Here is a 21,277-nt window from a genome sequence, read left to right as displayed (position 1 = left end):
AATAATTTACAATCCAGGCCAGCGGCAAAAACACAATCGACTGAAATAAAAGGCGAAATTCGATCGGCACGGGGTTTGCTACGTGAGGCCGGCAAGGCCGCCTGGGCTGGCGGCCATATAATGGAGGGCAATCCATGTTCGTGAAGAATATCCTCGGCCTTGGCGCCGTGGCGCTTGGTCTTGCGCTGGTGCCGAGCCAGGCTTCCGCGCAATCCTGCGTGGGCAATTGCGGCGTGGCCGCGCCGAACGGCGATGTGACGGCTCCGCCGGAATTCGGCCCGACCTATCGCTATGTCAGCACCAATGGCGGCGAGACCGCCGTCGGCCGGCTTCCGGGCGTCGGCGGCACCAACGGCTCGCTCTACACCACGGCGAGCTTCGAAGCGGCGGCCGGTTCGGAACTGGTCTTCTACTTCAACTTCATCACTTCGGACGGGACGAGCAACTTCCCCGACTATGCCTGGGCCTCGCTGAATCTCGGCGCCGATGCCCTGGTGCTGTTCACCGCCCGCACCGTGACGGGCGGCGCGGACACGGTTCCGGGCTTCGGTCTTCCCGGCCTTGCCGACGGTGTGGTGCTGACCCCCGGCAGCACGCCGATCCAGCCCGGCCTCACGAACTGGGCGCAACTCGGCGGTTCGTCGGGCAACTGCTATCAGGGGCTGGGCAACGGCTGCGGCAGCACCGGCTGGATCAAGTCCACCTACACGGTGACCACCGCCGGCATCTACACGCTGCAGTTCGGCGCCACCAACTTCGGCGACAGAAACTATGACACCGGCCTCGCCTTCACCGGAATCCAGATCGACGGCGAAATCGTCGACCCGACGCCGGGCGTGCCCGAGCCCGCCACCTGGGCGATGATGATCCTGGGCTTCGGCCTGGTGGGCTTCGCCGCCCGCCGCCGCCAGACCCGCGCCGCCGCCTGATCGGCGAGCGGAACGGAAATCGGGATCGCCCCGCGAAGGCCTGAGGGCTTTCGCGGGGCGATGCTGTTTCGAGGGGCCTGTTTCGAGGGAGAGGCTTGCGCGAGGGCGGCGGGCCGGCGATTGTTCCGGCATGCTGAAATCCATCGCCCCCCTGTTCGCCCTTCTCCTTTCCACCGCCGCGCTGCCGGGGGCCGTTGCCGCCCAGCCGGCGCCCGCCACGGCGGAAGCGACCGCCCAGGCGGATCGGGCGCTGGCCGCGCTCTTCGATCGCTACGACAAGGCGACGCTGGCCCGATCGCCGCAGGCCAAGGCCTATCGCGGCGTGCGTGACGGCGACTATGGCAAGTGGAACGACCCTTCGGACGCGAAGGCGGCGGCCGACCTAGCCGAGGATGTGGCCTTTCTGGCCGAAATGCGCCGAGACTTCGCCCAGGCGCCCTTGAGCGCGGATTCGCGCCTGTCCTACCGTCTGTTCGAAAAGCAGATGGAGCGCCGCGTGGCGGCGGCGAAATACCGCGACCTCGATCTGACGTTCGACCAGATGAACGGGGCGCAGAGCGGGCTGCCGGCCTTTCTGATCAACATCCACCGCATCGGCAATGTCGCCGAGGCGGAAGCCTATCTGGAGCGGCTGCGCGGGCTGGGGCCGCTGATGGACCAGCTGGTGGCGATTTCCGCGAAGCGGGCGCAGGCGGGGGCGGCCGCGCCGGCGTGGGTCTATCCGCATGTCGTCAACGACGCGCGCGCCCTGCTGAAGGGCGCGCCCTTCGAGGCGGGGGCGGATTCCAGCCTGCTCGCGGATTTTCGCGGCAAGGTGCAGGCGCTGAAGCTGCCGGCGGCCGAGGAGGCCCGGCTGGTGGCGGAGGCGGAAAAGGCGCTGCGCGATGGGGTGGGGCCGGCCTATCGGCGGCTGATCCCGGCGATGGAGGCGGAAGCGAAACTGTCCCGTCCGGGCGATGGCGTGGGGCGGCTGGCCAGTGGCGCGGACTATTATGCCGAGCGGCTGCGTTTCCACACCACCACCGGCATGACGCCCGACGAGGTGCACCAGCTGGGGCTGGACGAGGTGGCGCGAATCCATGGCGAGATGCGGGCGCTGATGCCGGCGCTGGGGGTGAAGGGCGACCTGCCGGACCTGTTCGCGCATGTGCGGGCGAGCGATGCGCTGTTCTTCCCGGATACCGAGGAAGGGCGGGCGGCCTATCTGCAGCAGGCCGAGGCGGCGCTGGCGCGGATGGAAGCGCGTTTGCCCGAGGCCTTCTCCACCCTGCCCAAGGCGCCGCTGGTGGTGAAGCGGGTGGAAGCCTTCCGGGAGAAGTCCGCCGGCAAGGCCTTCTACAGCCGGCCGGCGCCCGACGGCTCGCGGCCGGGCACCTATTACGCCAATCTCTACAATATGCGGGAAATGCCGAAATATGAGATCGAGGCGCTGGCCTTCCACGAGGGGCTGCCGGGGCACCATTTGCAGCTTGCGGTGCAGACGGAACTGAAGGATGTGCCGGCCTTCCGCAAGTTCGGCGGCTTCACCGCCTATTCCGAGGGCTGGGGGCTGTATTCCGAGCAGTTGCCGCATGAGATGGGCATGTATTCCGACGCCTGGCAGGAGTTCGGGCGGCTGAAGATGGACCTGTGGCGGGCGATCCGGCTGGTGACCGACACTGGCCTGCACCACAAGGGCTGGAGCCGGGAACAGGCGATCCGCTACCATATGGAGAACACCCCCTCAGACGAGGCGGAAGTGGTGCGGGCGGTGGAGCGCTATGCGATCTTCCCCGGGCAGGCGAACGCCTATGCCATCGGCAAGCTGGAGATACTGAAGCTGCGCGAGGAAGCGAAGGCGAAGATGGGCGACCGTTTCGACCTGAAGGGCTTCCACGACGTGGTGCTGAAGTCCGGCGCGGTGCCTCTGGACGTGCTGGCGGAGAATGTCCGGCTGTGGTCCGGCGCGGCGCCGGCTGTTGCACGCAGGTGACAGCGGGCGCGCCGGCGCTGGAAACTTGTCGAATCCATACAAGACATTTCGGACGTTTGGCGCTATGTAACAAATGCGACCCAAAGGATGGTCGTTTCCGGATCGGCTGAGGAAGGCCCGCAACAGGGGGCTCTGACTTTCGCCGTGATGGCCACCATCCTTACTTTTACCACCCTGGGGCTTAACGCCCCAGGGTGCTTTTTGCCCTGTGATTGGAAACAGGGTTGACCTTGGTGGCTGCCGGGCGGATTATTGTGCGCCCGCCGGACTTGGCAAAGCGATTCTTGCCCATATCGGGCGGGCTGGTCGGACCAGACAGGACTCCGCTTCGATCCCAGGCCGGATGCGCGCCTACGGACTTCCTGTTTTCGCCATAGGCCCCGGGGCAGGGCCATGGACTGTCCCTCCAGGGCGAGCGGATGTTCAACAGTTTGTCGAAACGGGGCTGGTGGTCGCAATGGGGATTGCAGGAAGGCTTTGAAAACGCCTGCCTTTTCGCTGAAATATTTTTCGCCCGCAGCGCCTTTGCGCAGCTGGGTTTCTTCCTATTACATCTTCGAGGCGGACGTGCCGATGCTGTCGGACACGCTGCGGGCCGAGTTGCCGCAGGTGCGCTTCATGTATGAGGGCAATGGCACCTTTTCCTATGGCGGCGGTGTGGCTGTGCCGATGCCGCAGGCGGCGCTGTGCGGGCCGACCAATGTGGCCGTGGGCTTCGTGGCGCGGGGGCCGCTGAAGATTTTCGGCGCGGGGCTGTTGCCGGCGGGCTGGGCGGCGCTGGTGGGGGCGGGCGCCAGCGAGTTTTCCAACATGCTGGCCGATCTTCAGGATGTGGCCGGGCCGGTGGCCCGCCGCGCGCTGCACCGCATGGCCGAGGCGCGCAACCATCGGGAGGTGGTGGCGGCGGCCGATGCCTTCTTCCTGCTGCTGTCGATGCAGGCGAAGCCGCCGCCGCTTTGGTTCACCCGCGCCGCCGACGAGTGGCTGGCGAGCAGCATCAACCCCGATGTGAACGAGCTGGTGAAGATGACGGGCATGTCGTCGCGGCAGATCGAGCGGCTGGCGCTGAGGGTCTATGGCGCTTCGCCGAAGCTGCTGTCGCGGAAATACCGCGCCTTGCAGGCGGCGGTGCGGCTGGGGCTGGACCCGGAGGCCGGCTGGGAGGTGGCGGCCGGGGGCGTTTTCTACGACCAGTCCCACTTCATAAGGGATTTCAAGACCTTCGTGGGGATGACGCCCAACCAGTTCACGGCGAAGGATTCGCCCTGGCTGGCAAGGCTGACGATCGCCAAGCGGCAGAGCCTGGTGACGATGCCGAAGCTGAATTTTGTAAGCTGAAGCCGGCCGCCATCAACGCGCAGCGTTGACTGGCGGACTCGGCGCAAGCTCGGCCGGCTGAGCGGGCGATCTCTATCGCCCGCCAGTCCGACGGCACGCGGCTTTGCCGCGTTTTTTCCTTTCCTGCTTCCAAACCCCCGGCCGGACTCGGCGGCTTTGCCGCCGGCCGGCTTCTTCAGGCGCCAGGTTGAGAAGCTAGGGACTTTCCGTCCTTCCGCTTCTTGTCGACGTCGGCGGGAAAGCTGGGCCCCGGGTCAAGCCCGGGGTGACGGAGGAGAGCAGGCAACCCGACCTAGTGCAGCGCCGGCTTGTCGCCCCGCGTCTTCCAGAGCGAATAGCCGACCCCGATCCCAAGGATGGCGAAGGTGATCCCCAACCCCCATTCCGGCGGGAACTTGCCGCCGGGCAGGCCGATGAGATCGGCGAGGAAGATCTTCGAGCCGATGAACACCAGCAGCACCGAAAGCGCATATTTCAGATAATGGAAACGGTGCACCATCGCCGCCAGCGCGAAATACAAGGCGCGCAGGCCGAGGATGGCGAAGATGTTCGAAGTGTAGACGATGAACGGATCGGTGGTGATCGCGAAGATCGCCGGCACGGAGTCGATCGCGAAGATCACGTCCGCGAATTCCACCATCACCAGCGCCAGGAACAGCGGCGTGAGGAAGGTGGTGAGATTGCCGGTCTTCGGATCGGGCAGGCGGACGAAGAATTTGTCGCCGTGCAGTTCCTCCGTCACGCGGAAGCGGCGCTTCACCCATTTGAGCACCGGGCTGTTGCCGACGTCGAATTCCACCTCGGCGTTGCGCCACATCTGCACGCCGGTGAAGATCAGGAAGGCGGCGAAAATATACAGCACCCAGCCGAAGTTGGCGACAAGCGCGGTGCCGAAGCCGATCATCAGCCCGCGCAGCACGATCACGCCCAATATGCCCCAGAACAGCACCCGGTGCTGGTAAAGGCGCGGCACCGCGAAATAGCCGAAGATCATGGCGATGACGAAGACATTGTCGATCGCCAGGCTCTTCTCGACAACGAAGCCGGTGACATATTCCTTGGCCGCCGTGGGGCCGAGCTGCCACCAGACGAAGCCGCCGAAGGCCAGCCCCAATGTGATGTAGAAAGCCGACATGGTGAGCGATTCCCGCACACCGATCTCGCGATTCTCGCGGTGCAGCACGCCGAGGTCGAGCACGAGCAGCGCGATCACGATTCCGAAAAAGCTGAGCCACAGCCAAAGCGGCGTGCCCAGCCATTCGCCGAACAGGATTTCCATCGATGTCCCCTATGGGCTCTTGAAACGCGCCGCGTCAGCGCAGAGCAAGCTTGCGCTTCCGACATCACCGCACGCGCCCGCGCGGCCAGAGGGGCCCGGAATTGGCTGGGGAATTAGGGGCTTTGGAGGCGGGTTTCAAGGGGTTGGGGTTGGTGCGGGGGTAGGGGGTTTTTGCCTCCGGCGGCCAGGGCTTTGCCCTGGACCCAGCAGGGGCGTGACGCCCCTGCACCCCCGGTTCTCGGGATTTGCGGCGGGGTTGGGCTGGTGGGGTGGTTTATGGCCTGCGGCGCTGGTTGGTTCGAGCGCCGCAGGCAATGGAAACCGGTTGCGGGCGCGGCTGTGTTCGGGGGTTTGATCGGCCATAGCCATTCGTCCCCCCGGGCTTGACCCGGGGTCTGGCTTTGCTTCTGCGGCGTTGGGCTGGCGGAAAAGCTGGACCCCGGGTCAAGCCCGGGGTGACGGAGTGAGGGGTGGCGCTTGGTTGAGAATCGGGGGTGCAGGGGAAACATTCCCCTGCTGGGTCCAGGGCAAAGCCCTGGCCGCCGGAGGCTCCCCAAGCTGGCTGGTGGGCGCTGGTAGGACGCCCCGCCCCAACCCTTCCCGGGGTTTATTGGGCGTAACTTGGGTCCAGGCGGTCCATCTTGCGGCGGAGAGCGGGCCAGGCGAGGTAGTTGCCCACCATTTTCAGGCCGGCGGCGCCCTGGTCGCGCGTCTTTTCGGGCGTGCCTTGCGGGGGGTGGTTGATGAGCTGCGTGCCGCCGGCGAGCGCGTGGATCTGGGCTTCGCAGGCGCGCTCCAGGAAATAAATGCGGATGAAGGCTTCGGCTACGGTTTCGCCGAGCGCCAGCGTGCCGTGGTTGCGCAGGATCATGGCGTTCTTCTGGCCGAGGTCGGCGACGAGGCGCTCGCGCTCGTCGAGGTCCACCGCCACGCCCTCATAATGGTGGTAGGCGATTTCCTCGCGGATGAGCATCGCCGTCTGGGTGAGGGGCATGAGGCCGTCCGACTGGGCGGAGACGGCCTGGCCCATGGGGGTGTGGAGGTGCATGACGGCCTGCGCGTCCTCGCGCGCCATGTGCACGGCGGAGTGGATGGTGAAGCCGGCGGGGTTGGTGATGTAGGGGGTTTCCATCACCGGATTGCCGTGCACGTCGATCTTCACCAGCGCGGAGGCGGTGATCTCTTCGAACATGAGGTTGTAGGGGTTGATGAGGAAATGATGCTCCGGCCCGGGCACGCGGACGGAGAGGTGGGTGAAGATGAGATCGTCCCAGCCATAATGCGCGACGAGGCGGTAGGCGCAGGCGAGGTCCACGCGGCGCTCCCACTCCTCGGGCGAGACCTGGGCACGGACGTCGGTGGGGGTCTTCAACTGGGTGGCCATGCTGTCTCTCCCTGCGGCGACGCTCTGCCCGGGGTTGGGCGGCTGCGCCTCGCGGCTTCTCCCGAGCCAGAATGTGGGGGAGGTTAGCGCAGATGGAAGGGCTTGTGCGCCCGTTTCTTGAGAGAGGGTGTCGGGAGGATCGGATCGGGGCGGATTGAATGCGGGCGGATTGAATGTGAGCGGGGGCCGGGCCATGGAAGGCAACCGGCCTGTCATCAATGGCCGCTAGCTGCGGGGCGCGCCCGGGGGATGGGCGCAAAGGAGAAACGCATGAGTGGTCGGGATTACTCGCGGCGGGACCTGCTGGCGGGCGTGGGGGCGGCGGGTGCCGGGCTGCTGCTGCCGGCGGACGCGCTGGCGCAGCGGTCGAGGCGGAAGGAGCCGGCGCAGATATTGGGCGGCTTCTCGCACGGGGTGGCGACCGGGGAGCCGGGGCAGACCTCCATGCTGTTCTGGACTCGCTATCAGGGAGTGGGGAACCGGCCGGTGGCGCTGGGGCTGGAGGTTTCCACCGACCCCAGGATGGCGAAGGCGCGGCTGATGGGGGAAGCGCTGGCCGATCCGGCGCGGGACTGGACCGCGCGGGTGACGGTGAAGGGGCTGATGCCGGGGCGGACCTATTATTACCGCTGGCGGGGGCCGGAGAAGAATGTCGCTTCGGTGCTGGGGCGGACGAAGACCTTGCCGGACGGGGCGCCCGACAGCTTTCGTATGGGGGTGTTTTCCTGTTCCAACCTGCCGTTTGGCTGGTTCAACGGCTATGGCCATGCGGCGGCGGCCGACGACATCGACCTGTTCGTGCATCTGGGCGACTATATCTATGAATATGCCCGCGGCACCTATCCGGCGAGCGCGCAGACGGTCGCCGGGCGGGTGATCGAGCCGGCGGGGGAGACGATCCGCCGCGAGGATTACTGGGCGCGCTATCGCAGCTATCGCTCAGACGCTGACCTGCAGAAGCTGCACGCCAGCGTGCCGGCGATCACCATCTGGGACGATCATGAAATCGCCAACGACGCCTGGCGCGGCGGGGCGGAGAATCACGATCCGCGCAGCGAGGGCGACTGGAAGGCGCGGGTGGCGGCAGCGACCTCGGCCTATCGCGACTGGCTGCCGGTTTCCGACGATTACTGGGCGAAATATGAGATCGGGCGGCTGGCGACGCTCTACCGGCTGGAGACGCGGGTGAGCGGGCGGGACGAGCCGCTGGACATCGGCGCGGCGATCAAGCGCGGGCCGGACACGATGACGGCGCTGAAGCGGCTGCGAGACGAGCAGTGGGTGGCGGGCAGCCGGCAGATGCTGGGGCAGCCGCAGGAGCAGTGGCTTTTCACCGAAATGCAGGCGGCGGCGAAGCGCGGGGTGCGCTGGCAGGTGCTGGCGCAGCAGGTGGTGATGGGGAAGCTGCACGCGCCGCCGGGGGCCTCGGCGATGGCCGGGCCGAACACGCCCGGCGAGGTGGCCGCCTATCTGGGGGCGGCGGAGCTGGCCGCGAAGGCGGGGCTGCCCTTCAACATGGACAGCTGGGACGGCTATCCGGCGGCGCGGGCGCGGATATTGTCGACGGCGCAGCGGGCGGGCGCCGATCTGGTGGTGCTGGCGGGCGACAGCCACAACGCCTGGGCGAGCGACCTGGTGAACGACGGCCGGCCGGCGGGGGTGGAATTCGCCGGGCATTCGGTGACCTCGCCGGGGTTCGAGGCCTATCTGCGCAACGCGCCGCCGGCGGCGCTGGCCGGGGCGCTGGTGCAGGCCAATCCGACGCTGAAATGGGCGGACACCTCTCAGCGCGGCTATATGCATGTCACGCTGACGCCGCTGCGGGCGGCCTGCGAATGGCGGTTCACGGCGCCGGTCGCTTCGCGCGCGCCGCAGCTGGCGGGCGTGGTGCGCGGCGGCGTGGGGGCGGGGCAGCGGCGGTTGCAGATGGGGTGAAGGAGGGCTAGGGCGTCCGCCCATGATCCCGCGCTATTCCCGACCCGAGATGGTTGCCATCTGGCAGCCCGAGACCCGCTTCAAGATCTGGTTCGAGATCGAGGCGCACGCCACCGAGGCGCTGGCGGAACTGGGCGTCGTGCCGAAATCGGCCGCCGACGCGCTGTGGAAATGGTGGGCGACGAACCCGGCGATCGACGTGGAAGCGATCGACGCCATCGAGGCGGTGACGAAGCATGACGTGATCGCCTTCCTGACCTGGGTGGCGGAGCAGGTGGGCGAGGAAGCCCGCTTCATGCACCAGGGGATGACTTCGTCCGACGTGCTGGACACCTGCTTGGCCGTGCAGCTGGCGCGGGCGAGCGACATATTGCTGGCGGACATGGACGCGCTGCTGGCGGCGATCCGGCGGCGGGCGTTCGAGCACAAGTTCACGCCGACCATCGGCCGCAGCCACGGCATCCACGCCGAGCCGGTGACCTTCGGCTTCAAGCTGGCGCAGGCCTATGCCGAGTTCGACCGCTGCCGCGCGCGGCTGGTGGCGGCGCGGGCGGAAATCGCGACTTGCGCCATTTCGGGTGCGGTCGGGACCTTCGCCAACATCTCGCCCGAGGTGGAGCGCCATGTGGCGGCGAAGCTGGGGCTGGCGGTGGAGCCGATCTCCACGCAGGTGATCCCGCGCGACCGGCATGCGATGTTCTTCGCGACTCTCGGCGTCGTCGCCAGTTCGGTCGAGCGGCTGGCGGTGGAGATCCGCCACCTGCAGCGGACCGAAGTGCTTGAGGCGGAGGAGTATTTTTCGCCGGGGCAGAAAGGCTCGTCGGCGATGCCGCACAAGCGCAACCCGGTGTTGACGGAGAATCTGACGGGGCTGGCGCGGCTGGTGCGCTCGGCGGTGACTCCGGCGCTGGAGAATGTGGCGCTGTGGCATGAGCGGGACATTTCGCACTCGTCGGTCGAGCGCGGGATCGCGCCGGACGCGACCATCACGCTCGACTTCGCGCTGGCGCGGCTGACGGGCGTGGTGGACAAGCTGCTGGTCTATCCCGAGCGGATGGAGCGGAACATGAACCGCATGGGCGGCCTCATCCACTCCCAGCGGGTGCTGCTGGCCCTGACGCAGGCCGGGGTTTCGCGCGAGGACGCCTATCGGATCGTGCAGCGCAACGCGATGCGGGTCTGGGAGTCGGACGGGGCGCTGCAATTGAAGGAATTGCTGGCGGCCGATGCGGACGTGGCGGCGCGGCTGTCGGCTGCGGAATTGGACAGGTTGTTTACACTCGACCATCATTTTCAACGGGTCGACGTGATTTTTGCACGGGTGTTCGGCGAAGCGGGGCGATCTGTTGCCAATTGTTAAACCTGTAAAAGAATCTGACATTCTACTTGCGAGGATATTGGCCAACCCATTGAATCTTCTTTCCGATGAGTTTGGCACGATGTTTGCAAGTAGAAGTTGCGCCAGTAGCGCTGGTGGGCAATCCTGAAGCAGGAGTCGGTTTGATGTTCAAATTTGTGGCGCCTTTGGCCGCGCTTGCAAGCTTCGGTCTCGCGACCGCTGCAAATGCCGCCGTTACGATTTCGGTGGCGGCGGGCAACCTCGCCGAGTTCAGCTACACCGTTGATGAAGCGACCCGGACGATCAATATCTTTGAGACCTGGGATGAGAACACGCTGAACAACGTGTATCTGCTGATCGAAGGCTGGCCTTATGGGCTGGGTTCCTGGCAGATCAACAAGTATGTCACCAACAACACCGGTCGTGACTGGCTCGACTTCTCGCACGAGCTCCTCCAGTCGGACAGGTCGGTTTCGCCTGACGCCGACGGCCTGAGCTTTGCCCAGAAGGGCATTCCGCTTCGCCCGCGTGAATCCGATCTGTTCGCCGACGTCTACGCCGACGAGCTCTCGACGCGGGACTTCCTGAAGTTCTCGAACGGCACGGTTGCGAACGGTGAGACCGTGTGGTTCGGCTTCGGCATCACCAACCGCCGGGATACCGCGGACACCAACCCCTTCTATCTGCGCCAGGCGCAGCCGGGCGTGCCCGAGCCTGCGACCTGGGCCCTGCTGATCGCGGGCTTCGGAATGGTTGGCGTTTCCATGCGTCGGCGCCGCGCCGGAATCGGCAGCGTGACTGCCTGACATCGGTGCCAGGGCCGTTTCGGCCCGGGCTTTCGGAAGGGGCGGGGCCTGAAAGGGCCCCGCCCCTTTCATTTGTCCCTGTTGGTGCGCCGTGGCGCAGGCCGTGGGGAACTGGTTTGTTGCAGTGCGGCGACTCCTGGAAGAAGTGTCGGGAATTTTTACAGCATTTGGCCCGTTAATGAATCTAATCGACTGATATTCAAGGAATTTGACTCTGGCACGGGCCTTGCATGAGGAGTTACGATTTTTCACCATCCACCAGTTGGGGGTTTCCGATGACGTTCAAGACGCTTCTTTCTGCTGCCGCTCTCGCGGCTCTTGGCCTTGCCGCTCCTGCCGCCGCTCTCACCATCACGGTCGAGCCCGGCAGCAACCTTGCCGCCTTCCACTATGAAGTGAATGAGGCGACCCGCACCATCAACATCTGGGAAACCTTCGGCCCGGACACGGCTGGTGCCATCGTCCTGAAGTTCGAGGACTGGAAGTACAACCACGCCAGCTGGACGGTGAACAAATATGTCACCAACCTGACCGGTGGCGAGTGGGGCAGCTTCTCGCACGAACTGCTGAACGCCAACAAGGCGGGTTCGCCCGACAACGACGGCCTGAGCTTCGCTCAATTGGGCAAGCCGACCGTCGAGCGTGAGTCCGATCTGTTCAGCAACGTGGTGGCCGATGAAGATGCCCTGCGCGACTATCTGCTCTACAATGGCGGTTCGGTTCTGTCGGGCGAAACCGTGTGGTTCACCTTCGGGATCACCGCGCGCCGCTCGGAGAATGTGAACCCCTTCTACCTGCGCCAGTCGGAATTCCTGGACGCGGTGCCTGAGCCCGCGACCTGGGCGATGCTGGTGGCCGGCTTCGGCTTCGTCGGTTCGGCCCTGCGCCGCCGCCGCCAATCGGCTTCGGCCGTCACGGCCTGACGAACGGGCCGGCCAAGCCGGCCGGTGCGTGAATGAAATTGGAGCGGGACCGGAAACGGTCCCGCTCTTTTCATGGGCATTTTTTTGCCTTCGACAGCGCGTCGCAAATGCGTCTCATTCGAGATAATGGCTGCAAACCTGTCGGAATGATTAACAGGTGCGCTGATTCCCCGTTACTTAAGACCTTGATTCCTTGCAACCCATCTGTTGGCATGGAAATTGCTGATATGTTTCGTGGTGGGTTTTACATGCGAGGGCGAGATGTCTCTTCTCTTCAAATATTCGGTTGCCGCGCTGATGGGTTTCGGAGCGGCTGGAGCTGCTTCGGCTTTGACTGTCGTCGAGGAGCCGGGCAGCAATCTGGCGGCGTTCAGCTATACGGTCGACGCCGCGGCCAGGGTGATCACGCTGTATGAGACCTGGGGTGTCAACACCTCGACCGATGTGCTGCTGAAGTTCATCGACTGGCCGCATGGTTACACGGCCTGGCGGATCGACAAATATGTGACGAACGAGACAGGCGCGAGCTGGACCAGCTTCCGGCACGAACTGCTGCAGTCGGACAAAGGGAGTTCGCCGGACGATGACGGGTTGAGCTTCGCCCAACTCGGCAATCCCCATTTCCCGCGCACTTCCGACAAGTTCCTCGACCTCTATGTCGATGAAGTCGCGCACCGCGACTATCTGGATTTCTACAATGGCGTGGTGGCCTCGGGCGAGACGGTCTTCTTCAGCTATGGCCTGACGAACCGCCGCGAAACCGATGCGACCGAGCCCTTCTATCTGCGCCAGACGGCGGATGCCGTTCCCGAGGCTGCGACCTGGGCCTTGCTGATCGCCGGTTTCGGCATGGTGGGCTTCGCCCTTCGCCGCCGCGCGGCGATCGCCTGATACCGCTTTCATTCGGACCGACGAGAGGGCGGGCCGCCGTGGCGGCCCGCCCTTTTCCGTGGAGCTTCGATTGGGTCCGGGTTTCTTGACTCGGGAGCGCTCTGTCGATACTGGACTGCGGCTACAGCACCCGAAATCCTGGTTTCGAGTGTCCACGGATGCACGCCGGTCAGCGAAGGTTCGCCCACCGGCGCGTTTCGCGTTGGGCCGGAGACAGGGGGATGGCGGGGCTGATCTGGAGTTGATTGCCGCCGTGAAGCCGCCTGCGAAGAGGAAGCGCTGATGTTCGAGAGCCTGTCCGAACGCCTGTCCGGCGTGTTCGACAAGCTGCGCGGCCGTGGTGCACTGAACGAGCTTGAGGTGCGCGCGGCGATGCGCGAGGTGCGCGTGGCGCTGCTGGAAGCCGATGTCGCGCTGCCGGTGGTGAAGGACTTCGTCGACCGCGCGACCGAGCGGGCCGTCGGCGCGGAAGTGCTGAAGTCGGTGACGCCCGGCCAGCAGGTGGTGAAGATCGTCAACGACTGCCTGGTGGAAACGCTGGGTGGCGACAGCGCCGACCTGACGCTGGGGGTGACGCCGCCGGCCGTTATCATGATGGTCGGGCTTCAGGGCTCGGGCAAGACGACGACGACGGCGAAGCTTGCCAAACTGCTGAAGGAAAAGCGCGGCAAGAAGGTGATGATGGCGTCCCTCGACGTCAATCGCCCGGCCGCGCAGGAGCAGTTGAAGGTGCTGGGCGAGCAGGTGGGCGTGGCGACGCTGCCGATCATCGCCGGCCAGCCGCCGGTGGAGATCGCCAACCGCGCGCTGCAGGCGGCGAAGCTGCAGGGCTTCGACGTGCTGCTGCTGGACACCGCCGGCCGGTTGCACGTCGACCAGGCGCTGATGGCCGAGATGAAGGCGGTTTCTGAAGCCTCGCAGCCGGCGGAGACGTTGCTGGTGGTGGACGCGCTGACCGGCCAGGACGCGGTGAATGTCGCCGAGAATTTCAACGCGCAGGTTCCGCTAACGGGCGTGGTGCTGACGCGGATGGACGGCGATGCGCGCGGCGGCGCGGCGCTTTCCATGCGCTTCATCACCGGCAAGCCGATCAAGTTCGTCGGCACCGGCGAGAAGATCGACGCGCTGGAGGCCTTCCACCCCGAGCGGGCGGCTGGGCGAATCCTCGGGATGGGCGATGTCGTCTCTCTGGTGGAGCGCGCGGCCGAGACCATCGATATCGCCGAGGCCGAGGCGATGGCGACGAAGCTTGCCAAGGGCAAGTTCGACATGACCGACCTGTTGGCGCAGTTCCGGCAGATGAAGAAGATGGGCGGGCTCGGCGCGCTGGCGAAGATGCTGCCGGGCATGGCCAAGGCGCAGGAGGCGATGGACAAGGGCAAGGTGAACGACAAGTCGGTCGCCCGGCTGGAGGCCATCATCCTGTCCATGACGCCGAAGGAGCGGGCGAAGCCCGACCTGCTGAACGCGCGGCGCAAGATCCGCATCGCCAATGGTTCGGGCGTGACGGTGCAGGAGGTGAACCGCCTGCTGAAGATGCACGCCGACATGGAAACCGCGATGAAGCGGTTGAAGAAGATGGGCGGGCTTGGCGCGCTGGCCGGGATGTTCGGGGGCGGCGGAATGCCCGGGCTTCCGGGGATGCCGGGCGGGGCGCCCGGTGCTCTTCCGGGGGCTGGCGAGATGCCGGCCCTGCCGCCGGGTTTCACGCCGCCCAAGTTTCCGGGCGGCTTCAAGTTCAAGAAACGCTGATATCCAGATCAACGAAGGAAGAAAAAAGACATGGCACTTTCCATCCGACTGTCGCGCGGTGGCGCGAAGAAGCGGCCTTTCTATCGCATCGTCGTGGCCGATGCCCGCGCCCCGCGTGACGGCCGCTTCATCGAGAAGCTGGGCACCTACAACCCGCTGCTGCCCAAGGATTCGGCCGAGCGCGTGACGCTGGACGCCGAGCGCGCCAAGCACTGGCTTTCGGTGGGCGCGCAGCCGACGGACCGCGTCGAGCGCTTCCTGGACGCCGCCGGCCTGCTGACCCGCGCCGCGAAGAACAACCCGAAGAAGGCCGAGCCGGGCGAAAAGGCCAAGGAACGCGCCGAACTGAAGGCGCAGAAGGAGGCGGAGGCCGCCGAGGCTGCTGCTGAAGCCGCTGCCGCCGCTGCCGCTCCGGTTGAGGAAGCGGCCGCCGAGGAAGCTGCTGTCGAGGAAGCTCCGGCTGAGGCTCCGGCCGAAGAAGCTGCTGCTGAGTCGACCGAAGGCTGATCGGCGTGCGCGCCGGGCGGCCTGTCGTGATGGCGGCCGTCGCCGGCGCGCATGGCGTGGCCGGCGAGGTGCGGCTGAAGCTGTTCACCGCCTCCGCCGACAATCTGAAGCCGCACGCCCGCTTCGAGGCGGGCGGGCGCCTGCTGACCTTGAAATCCGTGCGGCCCGGACCGCAGGGCGCGGTGGCGCGGTTCGCCGAGATCGGCGACCGCACGGCGGCGGAAGGCCTACGCGGCACGCTGCTGACGGTGCCGCGCGAGAGCCTGCCCGAATTGCCGCCGGGCGAATATTATTGGCACGACCTGCTGGGGCTGAAGGTGGTTTCGCCGGCTGGCGATGTCTTGGGCGAAGTGGTGGCGGTGGAGAATTTCGGCGCCTCCGACCTGCTGGAGATCGCTCGGCCCGATGGCGCGCGGGTGCTGGTGCCGCTGATTCCGGCGGCTGTGCCTGTTGTCGCCGAGCCGCTGGTGATTGATCCGGAGTGGCTTCAGTAGTATATACATGACGTATATACGGAGGATGCGATGGGCGTTGAGCGCAGCACGCGGGTTTTCAAGAGCGGGAACAGCAAGGCCGTGCGCCTGCCGGCCGACTATCCGCTGGAACTGGGGCAGGAAGTGATCGTGCGCGAGGAGGCCGGGCGCTATGTGATCGAGCCGGTACGGAAGCGTCGCGCACTGGACGAGCTTTACGGCTCGGTGCCTGGACTGCAGCCGATTCCTCCGGAAGACCGCGAATTGGAAGAGCGCAAGCTGGACTGGCATCTGCTGGGGCTGAAGCTTGACTGAGCCGCGGCGTTTCCTGCTCGATTCCAATATCTGCATTGCCTTTCTCGCCGCCGGCGGGGAAGGGTTGCGGCGGCGGATGCGCGCGCATGAGCGCGGGCTTGTTACCTCCAGCATCTGTTTCGGCGAAGTGCTGCTGGGGTTCGAGCGGGGGGGCGGGGACAGTGGACCGGCGCTGGAGCTGTTCGAATTTGTGAAGGTGCTGCCCTATGACCAGCAGGCTGCCGCCCAATATGCCCGGCTGCCATTTCGGCGGGGCAGGCTGGACAGGCTGATCGCCGCCCATAGCCTCAGCATCGGGGCGGTTCTGGTGACGAACAATGTGGCCGACTTTACGGACGTCCCAGGGTTGAAGATCGAGAATTGGCTGGCATGAGCTGGCAGGCGCAGGTGGTGACGCTTTACCCGGAAATGTTTCCGGGGCCTTTGGGCGTGTCTCTGGCCGGGCGGGCGATGGAGGGCGGGCGCTGGGGGCTGGAGGCGATCCAGTTGCGCGACTTTGCCGAGGACCGGCACAGGACCGTCGATGACACGCCGGCGGGCGGTGGGCCGGGCATGGTGCTGAAGGTGGATGTGCTGGCGCGGGCGGTGGACGCGGCGCGGGCGCGCCTGCCCGGCGCGCCGGTGCTGGCGCTGACACCGCGCGGGCCGCTGCTGACGCAGAAGCGGGTGCGGGAACTGGCCGCCGGGCCTGGGGTGACCCTGCTCTGCGGGCGATTCGAGGGATTCGACGAGCGCATCTTCGAAGGGCGCGGCGTGGAGCCGGTGTCGATCGGCGACTATATCCTGTCCGGCGGCGAGACGGCGGCGCTGGTGCTGCTGGACGCTTGCGTTCGGCTGCTGGACGGCGTAATGGGCGCCGCTTCCAGCGGAGTCGAGGAAAGCTTCGAAAGCGGCCTTCTCGAATATCCGCATTACACCCGACCCGCCGTGTGGGAGGGGCATGCGATACCCGAGGTTCTGACTTCGGGCGACCATGGGAAGGTCGAGGCCTGGCGCAAGCGCAAGGCCTTCGAAGACACGAGGCTATGGCGGCCCGACCTGCTGACGGACTGAGTTTCAGGCCCGAGGCATCCGCCCTCTGGCGCCCCCAACCGCCCCCGAAGAGGGCAAGTTTCCCGGACAGCCGGGAACATGGAGCGAAGAATGAACCTGATTCAGACGATTGAAGCCGAACAGATCGCCAAGCTGAAGGAAGCCCGCGCTGTTCCCGAATTCCGCGCCGGCGACACGCTGCGCGTGGGCGTGAAGGTGAAGGAAGGCGAGCGCGTTCGCGTGCAGCAGTTCGAAGGCGTGTGCATCGCGCGTTCCAACAAGAGCATCGGCTCCAGCTTCACCGTGCGCAAGATCAGCTTCGGCGAAGGCGTGGAGCGGGTGTTCCCGCTCTATTCGCCGAGCATCGAATCCATCGTGGTCGTGCGCCGGGGCGCCGTGCGCCGCGCCAAGCTCTATTATCTGCGGGGCCGCAGCGGCAAGTCCGCCCGGATCGCCGAGCGCCGCGACTGGCGCCAGGCGGCGGAAAAGGCCGCCGCCACGACCGAAGCCTGATGCAGGCCGGCGCCGATTCCGATCGGCGCCTATTGGCGGCCGGCGCTTTTCCGGCGCCGGTTTCCGGACGGATTGCGGACGGCGCGCATCGGCTCGCCGTCCGTGTCTATTTCGAGGACACCGATCTGTCCGGCGTGGTCTACCACGCCAATTACCTGCGCTTCATGGAGCGTGGGCGCAGCGACCTGCTGCAAGTGCTGGGGATCGACCAGCGCGCCGCGCATGAGGCGGGCGACGGGGTCTATGTGGTGGCGGACCTGCAGATCCGCTATCTGCGCCCGGCGAGGCTGAACGACGATCTGCTGGTGGAGACCCGCTGCCGGGCGCTGGGGGCGGCGCAGGTGAGCATGGGGCAGCGCATCCTGCGCGGGGCGGAGGTGCTGATCGAGGCGCAGGTGCGCGCCGGCTTCCTGACGCCCGAGGGGCGCCCGCGCCGGCAGCCGGCGGACTGGATGCAAAAGTTCCGCACGATGCTGCCCGCCGACTCTTGAGCGGAGCCGTTCACTTCCCGTAAAGCCGTGGGGCCACATCCCGGGCTGCCCCATGCCCCCAAGCCGGAGTGAATTCTTGGACGAGCTGATGGTCAAGACGGCGGAGACCATGTCTCCCTGGGCGCTGTTCCTGCAGGCCGACATCGTCGTGAAGGTGGTGATGGTGGGGTTGCTGCTGGCGAGCATATTCTCGTGGGCGGTCATTTTCGAACGCACCCGGCGGCTGCGGATGATCGACCGCGAGGCGAACGCCTTCGAGGAGCGGTTCTGGAAGGCGAAGACGCTGGACGAGCTTTCCGCCACCAAGGGCCAGCACCCGACCGCCGACCTGTTTCTGGCCGGAATGGACGAGTGGCAGGCGAGCGTGGAAGGCCGCAACAATGTCGACCGCGAAGGGGTGCGGGCGCGGCTGGCGAGCGTGATGTCGGCCTCCATCGACCGTTCCATTTCCGATTTGTCCGACCGGCTGAACCTTCTGGCGACCATTGGCTCGGTCGCGCCCTTCGTGGGGCTGTTCGGCACCGTCTGGGGCATCATGCGCGCCTTCATCGCCATCGGCGCGACGCAGAACACCAGCCTCGCCGTGGTGGCGCCGGGCATCGCCGAGGCGCTGTTCGCCACCGCCATCGGCCTTTTCGCCGCCATTCCGGCGGTGATCGGCTACAACCGGCTGCTGCACCGCATCACCCGGCTGGAGGATCGGCTGCTGGGATTCTCCTCGGCCTTCCATGCGCTGATGAGCCGCGAGCTGGACGGGGTTTCCTGATGCGCAACCGATCCGCGGGAGCGGCCTGATGGCGATGGGGGCGGGCGCGGCGAAGGGCCGGGGCCGGCGTCGCCGGGCGCCCATGGCCGAGATCAACGTCACGCCGATGGTGGACGTGATGCTGGTGCTGCTGATCATCTTCATGGTGGCGGCGCCCTTGCTGGTGACCGGGGTTTCCGTCGACCTGCCGCAGACGGCGGCGAAGGCGCTGCCGAGCGACAATGAGCCGATTTCCGTCACCATCGACCGGGCGGGGCAGCGCTCGATCGGCAGCGAGCTGCTGGGCGAAGCGGCCTTCGACACGCGCCTGCAGGCGCTGAAGGAAGCGCGGCCGGACGCGCGGGTGGTGATCCGGGCGGACGCCTCCCTGCCCTATGGGCAGGTGGCGGCCTTGCTGGCGGATGTGACCGGAGTTGGCTTCACCAAGGTGGCGCTGGTGAACCGGCCGGTGACGATCGAGGAAGCGCCGGCGGGATGACGGAAGCGCGCGCCTTCCTGCTGGCCGCCGGCCTGCATCTGGCGCTGCTGGCGGCGCTGTCGCTGGGGCTGGCCAACCATATCCCGCGTTTCGATTCCGAGCCGGACGTCACCCCGGTCGAGTTCCTGGACATCGCCGATGTGGCGCAGGTGACGAAGCCGCCGGCGCCTTCGATGGAGGCGGCGCCGCGCGAGGCCGGCCCTCCGGCGCCGGCCGAGATGGTGGCGCCCGTGCCGCCGGCGCCGGCGCCTCCGGCCCCGCCCGAGCCGCAGGTGAAGGCCGAGGACACCGCGCCGCAGGATGCGATCGCCGAGGAGGTGAAGAAGCCGTCTCCGCCCAAGGCCGCGCCGCGCAACGCCAAGCCGAAGACCTTCGACGCCGGCGCGATGGCGAGCCTTATCGACAAGTCCAAGCCCGATGCGCCGGTGAAGCCGAAGGACACGTCGCAGTTCGCGAAAACCATCGAGCAGGCGCTGCCGAAGCAGGCGCGGCTGAGCCCGATCCAGGCGGCGACCCTGGAGCAGGCGATCCGCGCGCAAGTGGCGCCCTGCTGGAATCCGCCGATCGGCGGCGCCGATGTGGCGGGGATGACGGCGGTGCTGAAGATTCGCCTGAACAAGGACGGGAGTGTGGCGGCGCCGCCGGAATTCGTGAGCCAGACCGGCGCCACCGCGGGGAACCAGGCCTATGCCCGGGCGTTTGTGGAAACGGCGCGCAGAGCGGTGTTGCGCTGCGCGCCGCTTGAACTGCCGGACGATCTCTATTCCTATTGGCGGGAGTTCGAGCTGAACTTCGATCCGAGGTTGATGACATGATGCGTTTTGCCGCTGCCCTTCTTGCCCTGACGCTGGCCGCGCCCGCCGCGGCGCAGCTTCGGATCGACATCACCAGCGGCACCGAGCAGCCGATGCCGATCGCCGTTCCGGCCTTCCCGACTTCGGCGGCGGTGCAGACGCCGGCCGGCAGCACGGTGGAGCTGGGGCGGCAGGTGGCCGAGGTGATTTCCGGCAATCTCGCCGGTTCGGGCCTGTTCAAGCCGCTGAACCCGCAGGCCTTCACCGCGCCGGGCTTTTCAGAAGTGACCGGGCCGCAGTTCGGCAGCTTCCGCGCGGCGGCCGCGCAGGCGCTGGCGACCGGCTTCGTGACCGCCAACCCGGACGGCACGCTGACCATCGGCTGTTATCTCTACGACGTCTTCTCCGAAGAGCAGCTCGTGCGGCAGGGCTTCACCGTCACCCCGGCCGGCTGGCGGCGGGCGGCGCATAAATGTTCCGACCTCGTCTATTCGCGGCTGACGGGGGAGAAGGGCTATTTCGACAGCCGCATCGTCTATGTGGCGGAAAGCGGCCCCCGGACCAAGCGGGTGAAGCGGCTGGCGGTGATGGACCAGGACGGCGCCAACCACCGCTTCCTGACGTCTGGCCAGTCGCTGGTGCTGATGCCGCGATTCTCCCCCGCCAACGAGACGATTTCCTATATGAGCTTCTCGGCCGACCGGCCGCGGGTGTGGATCTACAATCTGGGCACGGGGCAGCAGGAATCGGTCGGCAGCTTCGACAGCATGAGCTTTGCCGGGCGATTCTCGCCCGATGGGCGGACCCTGGTGTTCAGCGTGACCCGCGCCGGGAACAGCGACATCTATGCCTATGACATTGGAAGCAAGACCACGCGGCGGCTGACGAGCGGCAATTCCATCGACACCTCGCCCAGCTTCTCCCCCGACGGGCGCAAGATCGTTTTCGAGAGCGACCGGGGCGGGGCGCAGCAGCTTTATGTGATGAACGCCGACGGTTCCGGCGCGCAGCGCATCAGCTTCGGCGACGGCCGCGCCGGCAGCCCCGTCTGGAGCCCGCGCGGCGACCTGATCGCCTTTACCCGCATGCAGGGCGGCAAGTTCCGGATCGCCGTCATCCGCCCGGATGGCTCGGGCGAGCGGCTGCTGACGGATAGCTGGCAGGACGAATCGCCGAGCTGGTCGCCCAACGGGCGGGTGATCCTGTTCAGCCGGTCCGAGCGCAACGGCCGTTCGAGCCTGAGGTCGATCGACCTGACCGGGCGGAACGACCGGCGCATTCCGACACCCATGGAAGCGAGCGACCCGAGCTGGGGGCCGCTTCTGAAATGATCCGACCTGTCTTTTGGTTCCCCACTCTT

The 21,277-nt window shown here is 66.5% G+C and carries 21 protein-coding genes and 1 pseudogene; 20 read left to right on the top strand and 2 right to left on the bottom strand.

Annotation, left to right across the window (positions count from 1 at the left end):
• Positions 1–134: 134 nt before the first annotated feature.
• The 3 genes from L6Q21_RS02330 (at position 135) to L6Q21_RS02320 (ending at position 4,239) form a co-directional block, all read left to right on the top strand.
• Entirely contained in the window at positions 135–929 is a 795-nt protein-coding gene (locus L6Q21_RS02330) for an NF038132 family protein (protein ID WP_237828857.1), read from the top strand.
• A 130-nt stretch (positions 930–1,059) separates the two neighbouring features.
• Complete coding sequence (locus tag L6Q21_RS02325; protein WP_237828856.1) at positions 1,060–2,901, top strand: DUF885 domain-containing protein; 1,842 nt, start codon at positions 1,060–1,062, stop codon at positions 2,899–2,901.
• A gap of 525 nt (positions 2,902–3,426) precedes the next feature.
• A complete protein-coding gene (locus L6Q21_RS02320) occupies positions 3,427–4,239 on the top strand; it encodes a helix-turn-helix domain-containing protein (RefSeq protein ID WP_237828855.1) in 813 nt (270 codons plus the stop codon).
• A gap of 292 nt (positions 4,240–4,531) precedes the next feature.
• Here the strand turns inward: L6Q21_RS02320 and L6Q21_RS02315 are convergent, their stop codons facing one another.
• The gene (locus tag L6Q21_RS02315; RefSeq protein WP_237828854.1) at positions 4,532–5,518 is read right to left on the bottom strand and encodes a TerC family protein; all 987 of its coding nucleotides are present in this window, start codon (positions 5,516–5,518) and stop codon (positions 4,532–4,534) included.
• A 607-nt stretch (positions 5,519–6,125) separates the two neighbouring features.
• Positions 6,126–6,902 carry a class II aldolase/adducin family protein gene (locus L6Q21_RS02310; protein WP_237828853.1) on the bottom strand — a complete coding sequence of 259 codons (777 nt, stop codon included), beginning with the start codon at positions 6,900–6,902 and terminating at the stop codon, positions 6,126–6,128.
• A gap of 270 nt (positions 6,903–7,172) precedes the next feature.
• On the opposite strand from L6Q21_RS02310, the gene L6Q21_RS02305 reads away from it, so the two are divergent.
• The 17 genes and pseudogenes from L6Q21_RS02305 (at position 7,173) to tolB (ending at position 21,248) form a co-directional block, all read left to right on the top strand.
• Positions 7,173–8,837, top strand: a complete 1,665-nt coding sequence (locus L6Q21_RS02305) for an alkaline phosphatase D family protein (RefSeq protein WP_237828852.1) — start codon at positions 7,173–7,175, stop codon at positions 8,835–8,837.
• Positions 8,838–8,859: 22 nt separating this feature from the next.
• Positions 8,860–10,197 carry an adenylosuccinate lyase gene (gene purB / locus L6Q21_RS02300; RefSeq protein WP_237828851.1) on the top strand — a complete coding sequence of 446 codons (1,338 nt, stop codon included), beginning with the start codon at positions 8,860–8,862 and terminating at the stop codon, positions 10,195–10,197.
• Positions 10,198–10,877: 680 nt separating this feature from the next.
• Positions 10,878–10,982: pseudogene (locus L6Q21_RS18200) on the top strand (PEPxxWA-CTERM sorting domain-containing protein); the annotation flags it as partial.
• Positions 10,983–11,257: 275 nt separating this feature from the next.
• Positions 11,258–11,905, top strand: coding sequence for a PEPxxWA-CTERM sorting domain-containing protein (locus L6Q21_RS02290; RefSeq protein ID WP_237828849.1), 648 nt, complete (start codon positions 11,258–11,260; stop codon positions 11,903–11,905).
• A gap of 261 nt (positions 11,906–12,166) precedes the next feature.
• The gene (locus L6Q21_RS02285; RefSeq protein WP_237828848.1) at positions 12,167–12,796 is read left to right on the top strand and encodes a PEPxxWA-CTERM sorting domain-containing protein; all 630 of its coding nucleotides are present in this window, start codon (positions 12,167–12,169) and stop codon (positions 12,794–12,796) included.
• A 282-nt stretch (positions 12,797–13,078) separates the two neighbouring features.
• On the top strand, positions 13,079–14,548 hold the full coding sequence (gene ffh, locus L6Q21_RS02280; RefSeq protein ID WP_237828847.1) for a signal recognition particle protein: 1,470 nt from the start codon (positions 13,079–13,081) through the stop codon (positions 14,546–14,548).
• Positions 14,549–14,578: 30 nt separating this feature from the next.
• On the top strand, positions 14,579–15,055 hold the full coding sequence (gene rpsP, locus L6Q21_RS02275; protein ID WP_237828846.1) for a 30S ribosomal protein S16: 477 nt from the start codon (positions 14,579–14,581) through the stop codon (positions 15,053–15,055).
• Between the two features lie 29 nt (positions 15,056–15,084).
• Positions 15,085–15,549: a ribosome maturation factor RimM gene (gene rimM, locus L6Q21_RS02270; RefSeq protein ID WP_237828948.1), complete on the top strand. Its 465-nt coding sequence runs from the start codon at positions 15,085–15,087 to the stop codon at positions 15,547–15,549.
• Positions 15,550–15,579: 30 nt separating this feature from the next.
• A complete protein-coding gene (locus L6Q21_RS02265; RefSeq protein ID WP_237828845.1) occupies positions 15,580–15,843 on the top strand; it encodes an antitoxin in 264 nt (87 codons plus the stop codon).
• Entirely contained in the window at positions 15,836–16,216 is a 381-nt protein-coding gene (locus L6Q21_RS02260; RefSeq protein ID WP_237828843.1) for a type II toxin-antitoxin system VapC family toxin, read from the top strand. The genes L6Q21_RS02265 and L6Q21_RS02260 overlap by 8 nt, the downstream gene beginning before the upstream one ends.
• Positions 16,213–16,896, top strand: coding sequence for a tRNA (guanosine(37)-N1)-methyltransferase TrmD (gene trmD / locus L6Q21_RS02255; protein ID WP_237828841.1), 684 nt, complete (start codon positions 16,213–16,215; stop codon positions 16,894–16,896). Before L6Q21_RS02260 ends, trmD begins: the two co-directional genes overlap by 4 nt.
• 90 nt (positions 16,897–16,986) lie before the next feature.
• On the top strand, positions 16,987–17,388 hold the full coding sequence (gene rplS, locus L6Q21_RS02250; protein WP_237828839.1) for a 50S ribosomal protein L19: 402 nt from the start codon (positions 16,987–16,989) through the stop codon (positions 17,386–17,388).
• Positions 17,388–17,879 (top strand): YbgC/FadM family acyl-CoA thioesterase, encoded by a 492-nt coding sequence (locus tag L6Q21_RS02245; RefSeq protein WP_237828838.1) that lies wholly within the window; start codon positions 17,388–17,390, stop codon positions 17,877–17,879. The genes rplS and L6Q21_RS02245 overlap by 1 nt, the downstream gene beginning before the upstream one ends.
• 88 nt (positions 17,880–17,967) lie before the next feature.
• Entirely contained in the window at positions 17,968–18,645 is a 678-nt protein-coding gene (gene tolQ, locus L6Q21_RS02240) for a protein TolQ (RefSeq protein WP_237828947.1), read from the top strand.
• Between the two features lie 28 nt (positions 18,646–18,673).
• Positions 18,674–19,123, top strand: coding sequence for an ExbD/TolR family protein (locus L6Q21_RS02235; protein WP_237828837.1), 450 nt, complete (start codon positions 18,674–18,676; stop codon positions 19,121–19,123).
• Complete coding sequence (locus L6Q21_RS02230) at positions 19,120–19,938, top strand: hypothetical protein (RefSeq protein WP_237828836.1); 819 nt, start codon at positions 19,120–19,122, stop codon at positions 19,936–19,938. The genes L6Q21_RS02235 and L6Q21_RS02230 overlap by 4 nt, the downstream gene beginning before the upstream one ends.
• Complete coding sequence (gene tolB, locus L6Q21_RS02225) at positions 19,935–21,248, top strand: Tol-Pal system beta propeller repeat protein TolB (protein WP_418895790.1); 1,314 nt, start codon at positions 19,935–19,937, stop codon at positions 21,246–21,248. The genes L6Q21_RS02230 and tolB overlap by 4 nt, the downstream gene beginning before the upstream one ends.
• Positions 21,249–21,277 lie beyond the last annotated feature (29 nt).

It is taken from the genome of Sandaracinobacteroides sayramensis (assembly GCF_022014495.1).
Classification (GTDB): domain Bacteria; phylum Pseudomonadota; class Alphaproteobacteria; order Sphingomonadales; family Sphingomonadaceae; genus Sandaracinobacteroides; species Sandaracinobacteroides sayramense.
Note: the sequence above shows the minus strand (reverse complement) of the source record. Positions and strands in the feature narration are given on the sequence as shown.